Genomic DNA, 19,043 nt, shown 5'->3' with positions numbered 1-19,043 from the left:
AACAATCGAGGTATCACCGCTGGTGGCATCAAGCCGCTCACGCCGTGATACCTTGTTGCATCTTGATTTTCAGGGCGTCGCCGCTGCGGCGCCAGCAGGGACTGGATATGGCTGAAGAGTTGAATGTACTCAGGGACAAGATAGATGCGGTGGACAAGCAGCTGATCGATCTGCTGGCCGCCCGTCTGGCCCTGGTGGGAGAAGTGGGTGAAGTAAAGAGCCGCCACGGCCTGCCCATCTATGCACCGGACAGGGAAGCGAGCATGCTGGCCCGCCGCCGCGCCGAGGCTGAGCAGTTGGGGGTGCCCGGCGATCTCATCGAAGACGTGCTGCGCCGGGTGATGCGCGAATCTTATGCCAGCGAGAAAGATACAGGCTTCAAATGCATAAAGCCGGATCTTGGCAAGGTGGTCATCATAGGCGGTCAGGGCCAGCTTGGTCGGCTGTTCGGTCATATGTTCAGCCTCTCAGGCTATCGGGTCGAGACGCTGGAACAAGCCGACTGGCCGCGCGCTGACGAGATCCTCGCCGGAGCCGGTCTGGTGATGGTGGCGGTGCCCATCGATATCACCTGCCAGATCATCGACCGGCTCGGCAACCTGCCCGCCCACTGCCTGCTGGTGGATGTCACCAGCGTGAAAGCGGCACCGCTCGAACATATGCTGGCGGTGCACCAAGGGCCGGTACTGGGACTGCACCCCATGTTCGGGCCGGATGTGGCGAGTCTCGCCAAGCAGGTGATCGTCTGCTGCCAGGGTCGTGACCCCGCCGCCAGCCAATGGCTGCTGGATCAGATGACCATCTGGGGCGCCCGCTTGCAACAGGTGGAAGCCAAGGCCCACGATGAGGCGATGACCCTCATTCAGGCACTGCGTCACTTCGCCACCTTTGCCTATGGCTGGCACCTCTCCCGGGAGCAGGCCAATCTGGATCGCCTGCTGAGTTTGAGCTCCCCCATCTACCGGCTGGAGCTCGCCATGGTGGGGCGGCTGTTTGCTCAGGATCCCCACCTCTATGCCGACATCATTTTGTCGTCACCGCAGAATCTGGCGATGATCCGTCGCTACTACCAAAACTTCGGCGAGGCGCTGGGTCTGCTGGAGCGTGGAGACAGGGACGGTTTCATCGCGGCCTTCTCGCAAGTCTCCGGTTTCTTCGGCGAGCATGCCGACCAGTTCCTGCGTGAAAGCCGCATGCTACTGGCCCAGGCCAACGACCGCCGCCAACACGGCTGATCCTGCAAAAGTAGTAACAACTCATGCCACTCGGAAGAAGCCGCCACCGTTCATGACTGGATGCGAGCCAAAGATCTCCATTGGAAGGGGCGATGAAGCGTGCGGGTTGTCATTAACAATGGCAACCCGCTTTGCAACTAGTCTCGAAGCAAACCCAGTCCTACCTAATCGTCGCCATCTGCCGCACACATCGCTGCTCTCTGTCATCCACCCGCTTGGCAAACCAGGCGGTGGTGAGGTTGCGGGTAATTTTCGGGCTCTTTAGCTGAATGCCGGGCAGGATGGCGCGGGGCAATCGCTTGCCCGCTTGCTTGTCGGCCAGGGTAAAGATGCGATGGTAGAGATCGGTCTCGGCAAATGCGGCGGTATCCCCTTTACGCAGGCTCTGGTGGATCGCCTGTTTGCTCATATTGACCCGGTTGGCGAGGGTGTAGACGGCAAGCTCGGTGTTACCCGGCAGATCCGAGTCATAGCGGATCAGATCCCCGTCCAGCGCCAGAGTTTTGCCACTCAAACGGCTGACAGCGGCCTGAAAGGCGGCATTGCGACTGGCGTACCAGCCGGCGTTGAAATCGGCAAAGCGGTAGAGGGTATCCGGGTAGTCGGCGGGATAACCGAAGATATGCTTGGTGCCAAACCAGATGCCGCCGCGACGGGTAAAGACTTCGTGGCGGATGGAATCCTTGATTGGATAGGGGTAGCCACGGGCGTTGGCCTCGGCAAAGGCGATGCTCACCTGCATCGGGCCACCAGTATGCACCGGGTTGAGGTTGCCAAACAGCGTCTTGCCCATCGGCAGCATGCTGATCATATCTTCGAAGATTTCACTCATCTCCCGCTCCGTACGCAACTTGTCGATCCGCTCGGCGTAGCTCTTGCCGGTAGGCGAGTTGATGGAGAGCGCGGCCCGCACCATAAATTCGGGGATCAGCAGCTTGGCTGCCCGTGAGTTGATCTCTTTCCAGGCGATCTTGCCAAGGCCCGGCACTACAGGGTCGGCCTGATAAGTGGCTTCCTGCTCCGCCACCGCCAGCACGCTACAGACGTTGTGATCATTGACCGTCACCCCCTGGGTGGTGAGCGCCGTCACCACGTCGCTGGCCCACCCCTGTTTGTCAGGCACCTGACGGGGCAAGAAGCGCACGATGCGGCTCTTCATATCCGCCGGTTTGCGCGGCTGCATGGCAGGCGGCGTTTTGGGGTTGCTCACGCTCGCCTCTTTGGCAGGCGCGGAGGCGGGATCACTGGCACAACCGGCCAGCAACAAGGCAGAGCAGAAGGCAAGAAGACGACAGGAAGGCAAAGCGGTCATAAGCATGTCCATTTTTTGTTGGCCCGACAGGCAGCGCCGCTGGCACTGCACTGACAAGCAAAGTGGGGCCATTGTAGAGGATTGCCTGCCGCAGTTGAAACCCGCGCTCGCAGCATCCCCTCCCCTTGCCAGCTTTTGCCACCCACGCGCCATCCGTTGTCTGCGATGCGGAACTCATGACCTTCCTCAATGGCTCACTCGGCCAGAACCGTACGGTGAGCGACAGATAAAAAGAAACCCCCGCCATCGCTGGCGGGGGTTGGTCGTCTGGCAAGTCGGGCTGATGCCCGCTGCAAACGCTTAGCGGTTTTTCACCTTCTGGTGCAGCTCCTGCACCGAGTTGACATTGGCGGTGGCATCCACGCTGATGGCCATGCAGGTGGCAAACGCCTCATTCATGGTGGTGGTATACGCCACTTTGTTTTGCAAGGCGGCGCGACGCAGCTGCTTGGAGTCCTGGATCGCCACCCGCCCTTCGGCGGTGTTGACGATGTAGGTGTACTCGCCATTCTTGATGCGGTCGAGAATGTGCGGGCGACCTTCGTGCACCTTGTTGACCAGGCGCGGGTTGATGCTCGCTTCACCCAGCGCGACCGCGGTGCCGTGAGTGGCATCCAGCTCGTAACCCAGCTCCAGCAGCTTGGCGGCCAAATCGACCACCTGAGCCTTGTCGCTGTGACGCACTGACAAGAGGGCACGCCCCTCTTTTGGTACGGCGTGGTTGGCACCCAACTGCGCCTTGGCATAGGCCTCGGCAAAGCTGCTGCCCACCCCCATAACCTCACCGGTAGAGCGCATCTCTGGCCCCAGCAGCGGGTCAACCCCCGGGAACTTGGCAAACGGCAGCACCACCTCTTTCACCGAGTAGTAGGGCGGGATGATCTCTTTGGTGAAGCCCTGTTCTTGCAGCGACTGACCGGCCATCACACGAGCGGCAATCTTGGCCAGCGGGGCACCGGTCGCCTTGGAGACGAACGGCACGGTACGGGCGGCACGCGGGTTCACTTCGATGAGGTAGATGTCATCACCCTTGACCGCGAACTGCACGTTCATCAGGCCGATAACGCCGAGCTCCAGCGCCAGCTTGCGCACCTGCTCGCGGATCTCGTCCTGAATCTTCTTGGACAAGGTATAGGGAGGCAGGGAGCAACCGGAGTCACCGGAGTGGATACCGGCCTGCTCGATGTGCTCCATGATACCGCCGATAACCACATCGGTGCCGTCGCAGATGGCATCCACGTCCAGCTCGGTCGCATCGTCCAGGAAGCGGTCCAGCAGTACCGGCGATTCGTTGGAGACGCTTACCGCCTCGGCGAAGTAGCGACGCAGATCCTGCTCGTCATAGACGATTTCCATGGCGCGGCCACCCAGCACGTAGGAGGGGCGAACCACCAGCGGGTAGGTGATACGCTCGGCCAGCAGCACGGCCTGCTCCAGCGCGGTGACGGTGCCGTTTTCCGGCTGCTTGAGGCCGAGGCGCTCGACAGCAGACTGGAAGCGCTCGCGGTCTTCGGCGCGATCGATGGCATCCGGGCTGGTACCGATAATCGGCACACCGTTGGCTTCCAACGCCCGTGCAAGCTTCAGCGGGGTCTGGCCACCGTACTGGACAATCACGCCCTTGGGTTTTTCGATGCGCACGATTTCCAGCACATCTTCCAGGGTGACAGGTTCGAAGTAGAGACGGTCGGAAGTGTCGTAATCGGTGGAGACGGTCTCCGGGTTGCAGTTGACCATGATGGTCTCGTAACCGTCTTCGCGCAGGGCCAGCGCCGCGTGCACGCAGCAGTAGTCGAACTCGATACCCTGACCGATACGGTTCGGGCCGCCGCCGATGATCATGATCTTGTCGCGGTTGCTCGGGGCCGCTTCGCACTCCTCGTCATAGCTGGAGTACATGTAGGCGGTGTTGGTGGCGAACTCGGCGGCGCAGGTATCGACCCGCTTGTAGACCGGGAAGATGTTGTGGCGGGCACGCAGTTTGCGCACTTCGCCTTCTGCCACACCGAGGATCTTGGCCAGACGGGCATCGGCAAAGCCTTTGCGCTTGAGGGCACGCAGGAAGTCGGCATCGAGACCGGCCATGCCGCGCTCTTTCACCTCTTCTTCCAGCTTCACCAGATCTTCAATCTGCACCAGGAACCAGGGGTCAATCTTGGTCAGCTTGAAGATGCCATCCATGGAGAGACCGGCGCGGAATGCATCGGCGATGTAGAAGATACGGTCGCTACCGGCGTCCTGCAGCTCGTGACGGATGCGGGTCAGGGAGTCCGGGGCATTGAGGTCAACCATGGGGTCGAAGCCGGTTTTGCCAGTTTCGAGGCTGCGCAGCGCCTTGTGCAGAGACTCCTGGAAGTTGCGGCCGATGGCCATCACTTCGCCGACCGACTTCATCTGGGTAGTCAGACGGTCGTTGGCACCGGCGAATTTTTCGAAGTTGAAGCGTGGTACCTTGGTGACCACGTAGTCGATGGCCGGCTCGAAGGAGGCCGGAGTGCGACCGCCGGTGATATCGTTCATCAGCTCGTCGAGGGTGTAACCGATGGCGAGCTTGGCGGCGATCTTGGCGATGGGGAAACCGGTCGCCTTGGAGGCCAGCGCGGAGGAGCGCGACACCCGCGGGTTCATCTCGATGATGACCATGCGGCCATCTTTCGGGTTGATACCGAACTGGACGTTGGAGCCGCCGGTCTCGACGCCGATTTCGCGCAGCACCGCCATGGAGGCGTTGCGCATCAGCTGGTACTCCTTGTCGGTCAGCGTCTGGGCTGGCGCGACCGTGATGGAGTCACCGGTGTGGATACCCATGGGGTCGAAGTTCTCGATGGCGCAGACGATGATGCAGTTGTCGTTGCGATCCCGCACCACTTCCATCTCGTACTCTTTCCAGCCGATCAGCGACTCGTCGATGAGCAGCTCTTTGGTCGGGGAGAGATCCAGACCACGCTCGCAGATCTCGACGAACTCTTCGGTGTTGTAGGCGATGCCGCCACCCGAGCCGCCCATGGTAAAGGAGGGACGGATGATGCAGGGGAAGCCGACCATCTGCTGCACGCCCCATGCCTCTTCCATGTTGTGGGCGATGCCGGCACGCGGGCACTCGAGGCCGATGCTGCGCATCGCCTTGTCAAAGCGGGAGCGGTCTTCGGCCTTGTCGATGGCGTCGGCGGTGGCACCGATCATCTCGACACCGAACTCGGCCAGCACGCCATGCTTCTCCAGCGCCAGTGCGCAGTTGAGCGCAGTCTGGCCGCCCATGGTGGGCAGGATGGCGTCCGGGCGCTCTTTCTTGATGATTTCGCGCACCACTTCCCAGGTGATGGGCTCGATGTAGGTGGCGTCAGCCATCTCCGGGTCGGTCATGATGGTGGCCGGGTTGGAGTTGACCAGAACGACGCGGTAACCCTCCTCGCGCAGGGCTTTGCACGCCTGGGCGCCGGAGTAGTCAAATTCGCAGGCTTGGCCGATGACGATGGGGCCGGCGCCGAGGATCAGGATGCTCTGAAGGTCATTACGTTTTGGCATGAAACTCTTTCCTCTATTTCTTAGGCGCGATACTGCTTAATCAATTCAATAAAGTGGTCAAAAAGACCGGCACAGTCGTGCGGGCCCGGGCTCGCTTCGGGGTGCCCCTGGAAGCTGAAGGCCGGACGGTCGGTGCGATGGATACCTTGCAGGGAACCATCGAACAGGGAGACGTGGGTGGCGCGCAGGCAATCCGGCAGGCTGTTCTCGTCTACCGCAAAGCCGTGGTTCTGAGCGGTGATCATCACAGTGTTGTCATCGAGGCTCTTCACCGGATGGTTGGCGCCGTGGTGGCCAAACTTCATCTTGACGGTCTTGGCACCGGAGGCCAGACCCAGCAGCTGGTGACCCAGACAGATGCCGAACACCGGCGTGTTGGTATTAAGGAAAGCCTTGATGGCCTCGATGGCGTAGTCGCACGGCTCGGGGTCGCCGGGGCCGTTGGAGAGGAAGATGCCATCCGGGTTCATCGCCAGTACCTCGGCGGCCGGGGTCTTGGCAGGCACCACAGTCAGGCGGCAGCCACGGTCAACCAGCATCCGCAGGATGTTGCGCTTGACGCCAAAGTCATAGGCTACCACGTGGTATTTCAGCTGGTCGGCATCCGGGGTGACGTGCCCCTTGCCAAGCTGCCAGCTCCCGGTCGTCCAGTTGTACGCCTCACCAACCGTCACCTCTTTGGCCAGATCCATCCCCTTCAGACCGGGGAAGGCGCGGGCCTGTTCGAGGGCATAGGCTTCATCGACCTGTTTCCCGGCCAGAATGCAGCCAGCCTGAGCGCCTTTCTCGCGCAGGATGCGGGTCAGTTTACGGGTGTCGATGTCGGCGATGCCAACGATGTTGTGAGACTTGAGGTATTCGGAGAGGGATTGCTGATTGCGGAAATTGGAGGCAAGTATCGGAAGGTCCCGGATGATCAATCCCTGAGCATGGATTTGACTGGACTCTTCATCTTCGCTGTTGGTGCCGGTGTTGCCTATATGGGGGTAAGTGAGGGTGACTATCTGACGGGAATAAGAGGGATCGGTGAGGATTTCCTGATAGCCCGTCATCGACGTATTGAAAACCACTTCACCAACGGAACATCCCTCGGCGCCTATCGACACGCCTTTGAACACAGTTCCATCTTCCAGCACTAGCAATGCAGTGTGATTCAAGACAACCTCCAGTTATTTAGCTTTAAATTCAGCAATTTACCTGGGTGTTGCGGGCTCGGTTCCGGTCTTGAACAGGACTCGAACCCGGCAGATTTCTGGCAAATTGGGCGCATTCTACTTAAAAAAAGTGGCATTTCAACGTCTTTTCTCAGATGAAATGCATCTAAATTCAATAAAAAAGCAACATTACCCATTATCTATGCACTTAATCGCTTTGCAACCCCCTCCCGCGAAAGAAAAGGAAAAACCACCATCAAAAGATGCCACCAAGCCAGCAATAACGACAAAAACAAACAAAAAAACCAATTAAAACAATGGTATTTATTTTTACACAAAAAACATTAATGACAAATTTAACGCTTTTAAGATGACAAGAGTGAACATGAAAAATGGAAAACGTTTTTCTACGTTTGAATTTTTAGTCTTTTCCGATCGGTGTAAAAAAATGGCTTTATCAGCCATAAAGATGCTCAAACCTGTTACCTGGTGATGACATTCAGGAAGGGAAAATCTGGTGGATAACGCAATTGTGTGATTTATAAGGCATTCAGATAAAAATTGCCGATAGCGTGTCTTTTTACACAAACTCTGGCTGACTGACAGCAAAAACCCCGGCAAGCCGGGGTTTTTCACTGGGTAGCTGTAGTACGAAAGTGCCGCACAGAGGCATCACTTGAGATTGAGCACATCCTGCATGTCATAAAGACCGGCACCCTGCTGACCAAGCCACTTGCCCGCCCGCACAGCACCGTTGGCGAAGGTCAGGCGGCTGGAGGCCTTGTGGCTGATCTCCACCCGCTCGCCTATATCGGCAAACATGACGGTATGCTCCCCCACCAGATCGCCGGCGCGAATGGTGGCAAAGCCGATAGTGTTGCGATCCCGCTCGCCAGTGATCCCCTCGCGACCATAGACGGCGCACTCCTTGAGATCCCGACCCAGGGTTTTGGCGACCACTTCCCCCATGGAGAGCGCGGTACCGGATGGCGCATCCACCTTGTGGCGATGGTGGCCCTCGATGATCTCGATGTCGGTGTAATCCCCCATCACCTTGGCGGCCTGCTCCAGCAGCTTGAACACCAGGTTGACCCCGACCGAGTAGTTGGAGGCGAACACGATACCGATCTGCTTGCCAGCCTCTTTCAGGGCGGCCTTGCCTGCATCGTCAAAACCGGTGGTGCCGATCACCATCTGCTTGTGGTGGGCCAGCGCAAAGGCCAGATTGGCAAGGGTCACCTCGGGGCGGGTAAAGTCGATGATGAGATCAAACTCGTCACGCACCTTGTCCAGACTGTCGCTGATGGCCACACCCAGATGGCCCAGCCCATTGAGCTCACCGGCATCAAGACCGATCACCGCCGAACCCGGCCGCTCCAGCGCGGCACCAACCACCACTCCATCGGTGTTGGTGATGGCCTCCAGCAGCACCTTGCCCATACGACCATTACAGCCCATCACGGCCACACGGATCGGATTGTCCATCTCCACCCTCTCATCTCTTTTAATTATGGAAAGAGACCGTTTTACCAGCCCGCGCCGGGTTTGAAAAGCCATGATGCCACCACTCCTTGCTGCACTCGCCAACGGCAGCGCCCACTGGCTGGCCAAGAACTTCCTTTTGGTCACAGGCCGTTTTTCATCGTCTCACTCCATCATTTGGCAGACCGGGTGCCATCTGATAGGTTCGAACGAGTGAAATGCCAGCATAAGCAAAATCAGGGCAACGCCCGTGTCGATATCAAACGAGGAGCAAGGATGAACGCAGGATTGCTGTTTGCTGTGGGGTTGATATCACTGACCCTGGTCATACTGGCCGCGGCTCTGCTGTTTGGCGGGCCGAACCCGGCACCGGCGATGGCCAGCATCAACGACCCTTTCAAGGGGAGTGACTGGAGCAACATGCCACCCCTCTCAAGATACCCGGCGCGTGACGGCACACAGTTGGCCTATCGGCACTATGGCGCAGAGGGCAATACGAAGAACAACAAGGTCAAGGGCAGCGTGGTACTGGTTCACGGCTCTTCTGCCAGCAGTCAGAGCATGCACAAGATGGCGAGCGCCTTTTCGCAAGCGGGATACGACGCCTACGCCCTCGATATTCGTGGCCATGGCGCATCGGGCGACAAAGGCACCATTGCCTACATCGGCCAGCTTGAAGACGATCTGGAAGATTTCATCAAGTCGGTGGCCCCCGGCAAGCCTGCAACACTCGTCGGCTTCTCGTCAGGGGGTGGCTTTGTGCTGCGCGTTGCTGGCAGTGCGCGACAAACCCTGTTCGAGAGCTATCTGCTGCTCTCCCCCTATCTCGGCCCCACCGCCGCCAACTACCGGCCCAACAGCGGTGGCTGGGTGCGTGTCGGCTTGCCTCGCCTCATCGCCCTGAGCATCCTCAACGGTTTCCATATTTCCGCACTCAACCATCTGACCGTGCTGAACTTTGCCCTCAAAGATGAGGCGAAATCCCTGCTGACCCCCTCCTACTCCTTCAACCTTGCTTCGAACTTTCAGCCGGAGCGTGACCACCAGCAGAACATACGCAATGTGCAACGCCCCTGCGCCGTGATCGCGGGCGCAAATGACGAAGCTTTCCAAACAGATCAACTTGAACCTGAGTTAAGACGTCTCGGCATCTCCTGGCCTGTCACCCTGCTGCCCGGAATTGGCCACATTCCCCTGACGCTGGAACAGGATGCTCTCGCGACAGCCGTTCAGGCGGTGGAGAAACTGACACAGTAACCACACAGCCCAGGTCTTGTGTCCACGCGTTCTGGAAATATCCGTACCATGCTCACGTAGAGATAGAGAGAGGTGCGGCTGACGTTTGGCAGCGGGAGAGAGCCCCAAGATGGCATGCAGAGATCTTATCGTTTACCTCTCTCCTTATTAAAGGCACGCGATACCCCCAGATACCCGCTGACTGCGCCAGAACAGTAATGAACAATAAACAGCACTAACTGCTTTTTCCGAATATTCTTTGGATATCTCAATAACACCAGAATCATCAAACAAAAACACCTATCCATCTGGACGTCTATCTTGACCAGGCGATGTTGACTCACTACTGTGGGCACCCCAATGCGGCAGGATGCCCGCCCTGTTTTCCCCCTATCCCTATCCGATACAGGTACAAAGCAGTTTATGACAGGAGGTCATTGTTCAATTTCAGAGGAACACATGATCCAGATCCAACCCAGTGCCAGGGCCTTGTTGCCACTTCTGGTTTTTCTCGCACTCTTTATCGGTACCGGTACCTGGCTGACCCTGCAGGGGGTCGAATTCGCCTTCTATCAGCTGCCCGCTCCGGTTGCAGCCCTGCCTGCCGTGATGCTGGCCCTGCTGCTTGGCAAAGAGAGCTTCAACAGCAATCTGGAGACCTTCTTCAAGGGGGTTGGCCACAGCAATATCATGGCGATGTGCCTTATCTATCTGCTGGCGGGCGCCTTTGCCAGCGTGGCCAAGGCCACCGGCGGCGTTGATGCCACCGTGGCGCTGGGTCTGTCGCTCATCCCCGGCTGGGCGCTGTTGCCCGGGCTGTTCCTCATCTCTGCCTTTATTGCTACCGCTATGGGCACCTCCATGGGCACCATAGGTGCCGTGGCGCCGGTCGCGCTGGGCGTGGCGCAGGCGGCCGGTATCGATCCGGTACTGATGGCAGGCACCATTCTCTCCGGCGCCATGTTTGGCGATAACCTCTCCATCATCTCCGACACCACCATAGCAGCCACCCGCAGTCAGGGGTGCGAGATGAAGGATAAGTTCCGCGAAAACTTCAAGATTGCGGCCCCAGCTGCCATCGCGGTGATCCTGCTCTATCTGACCCTGGGCTCAGTGGGTGAATCCCCTGCCAACGGCAGCGCTATCGAGCTGTTCAAGGTGATGCCTTATCTGCTGATCCTGGGGCTGGCGCTCGCCGGAGTGAATGTGTTTGTGGTGCTGGGGATCGGCATTCTGGCCGCTGGAGTGGTAGGCATGATCAACGGCTACGCCATCGGTCAGTTCAGCAAGGATATCTATCAGGGCTTTACCGGCATGCAGGAGATCTTCCTGCTCTCCATGCTGATCGGCGGCCTCGGCGCCCTGATGGAACGTCAGGGTGGACTGGCATGGATCAGCGAGCGCATCAGCGCCCTGATTGCCCGTTTCACTCGCGAGCACAATGGTGAACAGAACGAGAAAGCGGCCGAGCTCGGCATCGCCGGGGTAGTGAGCCTCACCAACCTCTGCACCGCCAACAACACGGTGGCCATTATCGTCGCCAGCAAGGTAGCCAGGGATCTGGCCGAACACCACGGTGTCACCCCGCGCCGCGCCGCCTCCATGCTCGATATCTTCTCCTGCGTGGTACAGGGTCTGATCCCCTGGGGAGCACAGGCGCTGCTGCTGGGATCCATCTTCGCCCTGTCGCCGTTGGCGGTAGTGAGCATGAGTTTCTACCCGATGGCACTCGCTGTAGCGGCACTCATTGCAGTGTTTGTGAAGCACCAGATGCGCGGCAAGGCTGACAAGTAACAGGATAACGTCCATGCGTTTCTACACAGGATTAGCCTCGCGGTGGCGGCGCTGATTGCCGTGTTCGTGAAGCACCAGATGCGCGGCAAAGCTGACAAGTAACAGACCAGAGGCTGGCGCGCCGACATGCCATCAACAGGGGCCACACCCTGGCCCTTGTTGACTCACTAACGGATCAGCCAGCATTTATCCCACCGTTCCGGGCATCAGCCGTCCGGGACGGGGTTTCCCTGCCCCCCTTAACGTCAAGAGTGAATGTGCTAAGGTAGAGCGCGTTCAAGCCATCGATGCGCAGCTATACCAGAGGTTCCCCATGCATGAGTCCCAACCCGAACGTCAATCCCTGCGCCAACTGGTTCGTCAACGCCGCAAAAATCTGAGTCCGGCCGAGCAGCAGGCGGCGGCCCAACAGCTGCTGGCCCAGTTCAAGCAACACCCCGAGATCCTCGCCGCCAAACGCATTGCCCTCTATCTGGCCAATGATGGGGAGATCAATCCCTTGCCCACCATCCATTGGCTGTGGGCCCAGCACAAAGAGGTCTACCTGCCGGTGCTCCACCCCTTTACCCCGGGTCACCTGCTCTTTTTGCGCTACACAGCCACCAGCCCCATGGTGCGAAACCGCTACGGCATCGAAGAGCCGGAGCTGGATATCCTGCAGGTGGTGCCCCACAGCACGCTCGATCTTATCTGCACCCCGCTGGTCGCCTTCGATGCCCAGGGCAATCGTCTTGGCATGGGGGGCGGCTACTACGATCGCACTCTCGCCATCTGGCATGAGCACAAGCTGGGCCCCAAGCCGCTCGGCATTGCCCACGACTGCCAGCAGGTGGATGCGGTCCCGCAAGAGGAGTGGGATGTGCCGCTGCCCCAGATCATCACCCCGAGCCACTGCTGGCGCTTTGAATAAGCTGTTTTTGGCAGGCAGCCCCTGCTTTGTGCGCGCAAACGCAGAATAAACAGGCAAACGATTTACAAAGTCCCTCTTTTTGCCCCGGAACGTGAGCAACAAGGTCGCGACGGGGTACCGGGTTGGATATAATGCGCCCGCTTTTTTCTTAAGGAACGATCATGACTCAAGATGAAATGAAGAAGGCGGCCGGTTGGGCTGCGCTCAAGTATGTGGTTCCCGGCACCATCGTCGGGGTGGGCACCGGCTCTACCGTCAACCACTTTATCGACGCGCTGGCGACCATGAAGGACGAGATCAAGGGGGCGGTATCCAGCTCCGTGGCCTCTACCGAGCGCCTCAAGGGCTTCGGCATCACCGTATATGATCTCAACGAGATCGACGCCCTCTCCGTCTATGTGGATGGCGCCGACGAGATCAACGCAACCCGCGACATGATCAAGGGCGGTGGCGCAGCCCTGACCCGCGAGAAGATCGTTGCCGCCGTCGCTGACAAGTTCATCTGCATCATCGACAACACCAAGACCGTCGACGTGCTGGGCCAGTTCCCGCTGCCGGTGGAAGTGATCCCGATGGCCCGCGAATACGTGGCCCGCGAAATCCGCAAACTGGGTGGCAACCCGGTGTGGCGTGAAGGGGTCGTCACCGACAACGGCAACCACATTCTGGATGTGAAAGGCATGGCCATTACCGACGCCAAGGCGTTGGAAGTGCGATTGAACGCCATTGTTGGCGTGGTCACCAACGGCCTTTTCGCCGCGCGCGGCGCCGATGTGGTCCTGATCGGTACGCCGGACGGCGTGATTACCCAGTAATCCCGACACCGGCAGCACAATCCTCCCTCGCACGCCAGCGCCACTCTGCCACCTCTGACGCAGCAGCGGCGTTGATTGAGCCCCGGGATGGGATATGACCCAAACATTGCACTGTGAATGAATGACGGCGCCTGATGGCGCCGTTTTTATTTATCCCTCAACAAGTTGCATACGGATGTTTACAACATTCGTTGATAACTTCAAAGAATTTGACTTTCGTCACAAATATTCCCTCTCCCAAACGTTTTTGCTACTTTACGGTTTTCTTCGCACACCAAATCTGCACTTACGTTTGCACATACAGAGGGATCGTCATGACTGCCAAGTTTTCGTTGGACAAGGATAAAATCAAGGTTCTGCTGCTGGAGGGGGTTCACCCCAACACCGTAGAGACCTTTCGTGCCGCAGGTTACACCAGTGTGGAGTATCTCAAGACCTCGCTCTCCGAAGAGGAGCTGATCGAGCAGATCCGCGACGTCCATTTCATCGGGCTGCGCTCCCGCACCCAGATCACCGAGAAAGTCCTCGACGCCGCCAACAAGCTGGTCGCCATCGGCTGCTTCTGCATCGGTACCAACCAGGTCGAGCTGGAAGCGGCCCAGGTCCGCGGTATTCCGGTCTTCAACGCACCCTTCTCCAACACCCGTTCGGTCGCCGAGCTGGTACTGGGCGAGATCCTGCTGCTGCTGCGCGGCATCCCCGAGAAAAACGCCAAGTGCCATCGCGGCGTGTGGGAAAAACTGGCCAACCGCTCGGTGGAAGCGCGCGGCAAGAAGCTCGGCATCATCGGCTACGGCCACATCGGTACCCAGCTTGGCATCATCGCCGAAAGCATCGGCATGAAGGTTTATTACTACGATATCGAGAACAAGCTCTCGCTGGGCAACGCCATCCAGGTGCCAAGCATGGTCGAGCTGCTGAATATGTCTGACGTCATCAGCCTGCACGTACCGGAGACCGCCTCCACCAAGAACATGATCGGAGCCGAGCAGCTGCGGATGATGAAACCGGGCGCCATCTTCATCAACGCCGCCCGCGGTACCGTGGTGGATATCGATGCGCTGGCTGACGTCATCAAAAGCGGCCATATTGCCGGCGCCGCCATCGACGTCTTCCCGGTCGAGCCCAAGTCCAATGACGAGGAGTTCCAAAGCCCGCTGCGTGGGCTGGAGAACGTCATCCTGACCCCGCACATCGGTGGCACCACCCATGAGGCGCAGGAGAACATCGGGCTGGAAGTAGCCAACAAGCTGGTCAAATACTCCGACAACGGCTCCACCCTCTCCGCCGTCAACTTCCCGGAAGTGTCGCTGCCGGGCCACAAGGGCTCCAGCCGCCTGCTGCACATTCACCGCAACCAGCCGGGCGTGATGAACCAGATCAACCAGATCTTCGCCGAAGAGGGGATCAACATCGCCGGTCAATACCTGCAGACCAGCAGCCATATCGGTTACGTGGTGATCGACGTGGAGACCGAGCACAGCGAGAAGGCGCTCGCCAAGCTCAAGGAGATCAACGGCACCATCCGTGCCCGCATCCTCCACTGATAGCCCCTTATCTGCGCAGCAAAAAGCCCGTCGTGATGACGGGCTTTTGTATGAAGCAGAACCTCAAAGCAGCGTGATGGCTTACCACCACCCCAACAGGTTGCGGCCTACCAGCGCGCCCCACACCAGGGCATTGAGGGCCAACGCGATAAAGACGGCGGCAGAGCCCAAATCCTTGGCACGACCGGAGAGCTCATGATGCTCGGAGCCAACCCTGTCTACCACAGCTTCGATGGCGGAGTTGAGGATCTCGACGATCACCACCAGCCAGCTGATGACGATAAGCAGCAGGATCTGGTTGAGAGAATCCCCCAGCCAGAAGGCAAGTGGCATCAGCAACAGGATCAGCATCAGCTCCTGCCGAAAAGCCGCCTCGTTAATCCAGGCTGACTTGAGCCCCTTCATGCTGTAACCGGTTGCGTTGATGATGCGGGTGACCCCGGTTGCCCCTGGCTTTGCCACGCTATCTACCTCATTTGGAATCGATTTTGGCCTCACATCCTATCAGAGCCCCCCAAGGTTTCAATCAGGGGACTTTTGCTTTATTTTATCTCTTTGCTTTTTCGCCCCTTGCGGCTGACACCACCCACTCGAGACTTGAGTTGTATGTCCATTCACACAGATGAATTGCGCACCCGTCGCCTGGAGTCACTGATCACTCCGAGCGAGCTTGCACACGCGTTTCCGATTACCGATACCATTGCCCAGAATCTGCTGGATGCCCGTCGCGAAGTGGAAGCCATTCTGGCCGGAGACGATCAGCGCCTGCTGGTCATTGTCGGCCCCTGCTCTATCCATGATCCCGCTGCTGCTCGCGAGTATGCCCAGCGCCTCAACGCCCTGCGCGAGCAGTATAAAGAGAGCCTCTGCATCGTGATGCGCACCTACTTCGAGAAGCCGCGCACCATCGTCGGCTGGAAAGGGCTGATCAATGACCCGCGCCTTGATGGCAGTTTCGATGTCAACGAAGGGCTGAAACTGGCGCGCAAACTGCTGGTCGACATCAACGAGATCGGCATGCCCACCGCCACCGAATTCCTCGATATGGTGACCGGCCAGTATATTGCCGACCTCATCACCTGGGGCGCTATCGGCGCTCGCACCACCGAATCCCAGGTACACCGCGAGATGGCTTCGGCCCTCTCCTGCCCGGTCGGCTTCAAGAACGGCACCGACGGCAATACCCGCATCGCCATCGATGCGGTACGCGCCGCCCGCCACAGCCACATCTTCTATTCGCCGGACAAAGACGGCAAGATGACCATCTACCGCACCGCCGGTAACCCCTTTGGTCATGTGATCCTGCGTGGCGGCCACCGACCCAACTACGACACCGCCAGTGTCGATGAAGCCTGTGAAGCGTTGGCCGATGTGGGCCTGCCGGAGCGTCTGGTGGTCGATTTCAGCCACGGCAACAGCATGAAGGATCACCGCCGTCAGCTGCTGGTGGCGCAAGATATCTGCGATCAGCTGCGCCGCGGCCGTACCGGCATCGCCGGCATCATGGCCGAAAGCTTCCTGGTGGAAGGGCGTCAGGATGTGGAGAACGGCTGCGCCGCCACCTTTGGCCAGAGCATCACAGATGCCTGCCTATCATGGAGCGACACCGAAACCCTACTGGCGATGCTGGCAGAGGCTGCACTGGTACGCCTTGCCAAGCGGCAAGCCTGAGCCCCGATGACAAATATCGGCTGGCAGATAGTCCCCCTCGACGAGACGCTGCTGGCGCAGTGGGCAACCCTGCGCCAGCAGCTGTGGCCGCACCACGCACTTTCGGCCCACCTGCAGGAAGGGGTTGAGATGTTGGCCAATGCACATCTCAACCCCTTTCTGGCGCTGGATGAGCAGAGTCAGGCGGTAGGCTTTGCCGATGCAGCCCTGCGCCACGATTACGTGAATGGCTGCAACAGCAGCCCTGTGATCTATCTGGAAGGGGTCTATGTGCAACAGGCCTCGCGCCAGCGTGGGGTGGCCCAAGCCTTGATCGCTCAGGTGGCGCAGTGGGGCCGCGAGCTGGGTTGCCGGGAACTGGCCTCCGATGCCGCCATCGACAATCTTGACTCGCAGCAGATGCACCAACAACTCGGCTTTGCCGAAACGGAGCGAGTCGTATTCTTCAAAAAGGCCCTCGGCTGACGCCAAGGGCCTTGCTTGTTTCTCACAAACTGGGCATAAACCACACGCGCCCCGCAGCTTCGATACGGTCGGTGCGGATCTGGAATACCTGCGCCAGCAGCGCCTCATCCACCAGCTCGACACCCCCTTCGCGCACCACCGCGCCCCCTTGCAGGCAGAGAATGCGGTTGGCCCAGTCGATGGCCAGATTGATATCGTGGATGGCGAGCACCACCAGCAAACCCTGAGCGGCCAGGGTTTTCAGCAACCGCAATAGCGCCAGCTGGTGATGCAGGTCGAGCCCCGCCAGCGGCTCGTCCAGCAGCAGCACCTTGCCGGTCGGATTGAGGCTCGGCCAAACCTGCAGCAGGGTGCGGGCAATCAGCACCCGCTGCTGCTCGCCCCCCGACAACCGGCTGAAGTCACGAGCCAGCAAAGCTTCCAGCTCCAATGCCTCGCACAATGCATTTATCGCCTCGTTCTGTCTGGCAGGTGCAACCATCTCATCGAGCCCCAGGCTCAACACCTGAAACACCGGAATATGAAACAGCTGGGGCTGACGCTGGGGCAGCATGGCGCGCCGTTTGGCAAGCTCGGGCCAACTCAGGTCAGTAAGCACTTCCCCCCCCAGCAGCACTGTGCCATCGGCGGGTAAAATCCCCGCCAACGCCCCGAGCAGGGTCGACTTGCCGCTGCCATTGGGGCCAAACAGCGCCACCAACTGGCCGCCATGCCAGCGGATATCCAGGGGAGAGAGCCGTCCGGCAATGGCGAGTGCGCGCGCCTCCAGCAGCGGTGCAGCAGCACGAGAAGAAACCAGCATGGGATCAGCGGGTGACATCGGCATCTTGCCTCAACAACGGGTAAATAAGGAGACTGCGCGCCCCGACCAAATCATGCAGATATTCATGCAGCACCATCGGCAGTTTGCCTCAATAGCAGGTAGATAAAGAGCGGCGCCCCCACCGAGGCGGTGATGACGCCGATAGGCAACTCCCCCGCGCTCAGGGTGGATCGAGCAACCAGATCGGCCGCCAGCAGCAGGGCCCCGCCGCCAAGCGCCGAAGCAGGCAGCAGAAAGCGCTGATCGCTGCCACCGCAGAGCCGCAGCAGATGGGGCACCACCAACCCAACAAAACCGATGACACCACACAACGACACCGCCACACCGGTCAGCAGACAGACCGCCAGCACCAGCCGCACCCGCATCTTGTCGACATCCATCCCCATCAGGCGGGCCTGGGTCTCCCCCAACAACAACTGTTGCAGCGCCTTGCCCTGCCAGCAGAGCCAGCCCAGGGTGAGCGGCAGCACCAGCCACCACCAGGCAAACTGCTGGCTGCCGTAAGAGAGGCTCCCCATCATCCAGAACATGAATTCACGCAAGGAGCCATCATCGGCAAAGTACATCAACCAGGTCATGGCGGCATTGGTGAGAATGCCGATGGCGACGCCAAACAACAGCAAGCGGGCATGACCGAGACGCGCCCGACGAGCCAGCCGAATGAGCAGCATGGTTACCAGCAGGGCGCCACCGAAGGCCGCCAGCGACAGCCCCCAGCCAGGCAGATAGAGGCCGAGGGACTTGGCCACCGCCATCGCCACCATGGCAGCCAGTCCTGCTCCGCTTGAAACGCCAAGCAGCCCGGGTTCGGCCACCGGGTTGTGCAGCATCACCTGCAATACGGCGCCGCCACAAGCGAGCGCGGCGCCAGCCAAGAGGGCCAGCAAGGCGCGGGGCAGGCGCAGCTCCAGCAGGATGCGCTGTTCGAGATCGCCAAGGGGCTGCCAGGGCAGCAGCACAAACTCGCCCCAGACGAGGGAGAAGAAAAACAGCAGCAAGGTCAGCAGCGTCAGGCCACAGAGCCAGCGCCGCTGCCAGCGCTGCTGGCGGGCGATAAGGGAGAGGTACAAGGAG

The 19,043-nt window shown here is 59.4% G+C and carries 15 protein-coding genes; 8 read left to right on the top strand and 7 right to left on the bottom strand.

Annotated elements, in window-relative coordinates:
* Window positions 1–107 precede the first annotated feature (107 nt).
* Window positions 108–1,235: a bifunctional chorismate mutase/prephenate dehydrogenase gene (gene tyrA, locus BN1139_RS01505; RefSeq protein WP_005353093.1), complete on the top strand. Its 1,128-nt coding sequence runs from the start codon at window positions 108–110 to the stop codon at window positions 1,233–1,235.
* A 160-nt stretch (window positions 1,236–1,395) separates the two neighbouring features.
* Here the strand turns inward: tyrA and BN1139_RS01500 are convergent, their stop codons facing one another.
* The 4 genes from BN1139_RS01500 to dapB all read right to left on the bottom strand — a co-directional run bounded on the left by BN1139_RS01500 (window position 1,396) and on the right by dapB (window position 8,711).
* Entirely contained in the window at window positions 1,396–2,547 is a 1,152-nt protein-coding gene (locus BN1139_RS01500; protein WP_005353097.1) for a DUF1615 domain-containing protein, read from the bottom strand.
* Window positions 2,548–2,847: 300 nt separating this feature from the next.
* On the bottom strand, window positions 2,848–6,072 hold the full coding sequence (gene carB / locus BN1139_RS01495; protein ID WP_005353099.1) for a carbamoyl-phosphate synthase large subunit: 3,225 nt from the start codon (window positions 6,070–6,072) through the stop codon (window positions 2,848–2,850).
* A gap of 20 nt (window positions 6,073–6,092) precedes the next feature.
* Window positions 6,093–7,229, bottom strand: a complete 1,137-nt coding sequence (carA, locus tag BN1139_RS01490) for a glutamine-hydrolyzing carbamoyl-phosphate synthase small subunit (RefSeq protein WP_005361585.1) — start codon at window positions 7,227–7,229, stop codon at window positions 6,093–6,095.
* 669 nt (window positions 7,230–7,898) lie between these two features.
* Window positions 7,899–8,711, bottom strand: coding sequence for a 4-hydroxy-tetrahydrodipicolinate reductase (dapB, locus tag BN1139_RS01485; protein WP_005347132.1), 813 nt, complete (start codon window positions 8,709–8,711; stop codon window positions 7,899–7,901).
* A gap of 273 nt (window positions 8,712–8,984) precedes the next feature.
* On the opposite strand from dapB, the gene BN1139_RS01480 reads away from it, so the two are divergent.
* The 5 genes from BN1139_RS01480 to serA all read left to right on the top strand — a co-directional run bounded on the left by BN1139_RS01480 (window position 8,985) and on the right by serA (window position 15,010).
* Entirely contained in the window at window positions 8,985–9,965 is a 981-nt protein-coding gene (locus tag BN1139_RS01480) for an alpha/beta hydrolase (protein WP_005353103.1), read from the top strand.
* 438 nt (window positions 9,966–10,403) lie between these two features.
* Window positions 10,404–11,738: a Na+/H+ antiporter NhaC family protein gene (locus BN1139_RS01475; protein WP_005337634.1), complete on the top strand. Its 1,335-nt coding sequence runs from the start codon at window positions 10,404–10,406 to the stop codon at window positions 11,736–11,738.
* A 313-nt stretch (window positions 11,739–12,051) separates the two neighbouring features.
* The gene (locus BN1139_RS01470; RefSeq protein WP_005337635.1) at window positions 12,052–12,648 is read left to right on the top strand and encodes a 5-formyltetrahydrofolate cyclo-ligase; all 597 of its coding nucleotides are present in this window, start codon (window positions 12,052–12,054) and stop codon (window positions 12,646–12,648) included.
* Window positions 12,649–12,809: 161 nt separating this feature from the next.
* Window positions 12,810–13,463 carry a ribose-5-phosphate isomerase RpiA gene (gene rpiA, locus BN1139_RS01465; protein ID WP_005353106.1) on the top strand — a complete coding sequence of 218 codons (654 nt, stop codon included), beginning with the start codon at window positions 12,810–12,812 and terminating at the stop codon, window positions 13,461–13,463.
* 314 nt (window positions 13,464–13,777) lie between these two features.
* The gene (serA, locus tag BN1139_RS01460) at window positions 13,778–15,010 is read left to right on the top strand and encodes a phosphoglycerate dehydrogenase (RefSeq protein WP_005353108.1); all 1,233 of its coding nucleotides are present in this window, start codon (window positions 13,778–13,780) and stop codon (window positions 15,008–15,010) included.
* A gap of 81 nt (window positions 15,011–15,091) precedes the next feature.
* Here the strand turns inward: serA and BN1139_RS01455 are convergent, their stop codons facing one another.
* Window positions 15,092–15,472 (bottom strand): diacylglycerol kinase, encoded by a 381-nt coding sequence (locus tag BN1139_RS01455; RefSeq protein ID WP_005337641.1) that lies wholly within the window; start codon window positions 15,470–15,472, stop codon window positions 15,092–15,094.
* Between the two features lie 144 nt (window positions 15,473–15,616).
* On the opposite strand from BN1139_RS01455, the gene BN1139_RS01450 reads away from it, so the two are divergent.
* Together BN1139_RS01450 and aac(6') are read left to right on the top strand one after the other, a co-directional pair.
* Entirely contained in the window at window positions 15,617–16,681 is a 1,065-nt protein-coding gene (locus BN1139_RS01450; protein ID WP_005353109.1) for a 3-deoxy-7-phosphoheptulonate synthase, read from the top strand.
* A 6-nt stretch (window positions 16,682–16,687) separates the two neighbouring features.
* Window positions 16,688–17,146, top strand: a complete 459-nt coding sequence (gene aac(6') / locus BN1139_RS01445; RefSeq protein ID WP_005353112.1) for an aminoglycoside 6'-N-acetyltransferase — start codon at window positions 16,688–16,690, stop codon at window positions 17,144–17,146.
* A 22-nt stretch (window positions 17,147–17,168) separates the two neighbouring features.
* Here aac(6') and BN1139_RS01440 read toward each other — a convergent pair whose 3' ends face one another.
* Both BN1139_RS01440 and btuC read right to left on the bottom strand, forming a co-directional pair.
* On the bottom strand, window positions 17,169–17,966 hold the full coding sequence (locus BN1139_RS01440; RefSeq protein WP_005353114.1) for an ATP-binding cassette domain-containing protein: 798 nt from the start codon (window positions 17,964–17,966) through the stop codon (window positions 17,169–17,171).
* A gap of 65 nt (window positions 17,967–18,031) precedes the next feature.
* Complete coding sequence (gene btuC, locus BN1139_RS01435) at window positions 18,032–19,039, bottom strand: vitamin B12 ABC transporter permease BtuC (protein WP_005353116.1); 1,008 nt, start codon at window positions 19,037–19,039, stop codon at window positions 18,032–18,034.
* Between the last annotated feature and the right edge of the window lie 4 nt (window positions 19,040–19,043).

It is taken from the genome of Aeromonas veronii bv. veronii (genome assembly GCF_000820225.1).
Lineage (GTDB): Bacteria > Pseudomonadota > Gammaproteobacteria > Enterobacterales > Aeromonadaceae > Aeromonas > Aeromonas veronii.
This window is presented reverse-complemented; position numbering and strand designations above follow the sequence as displayed.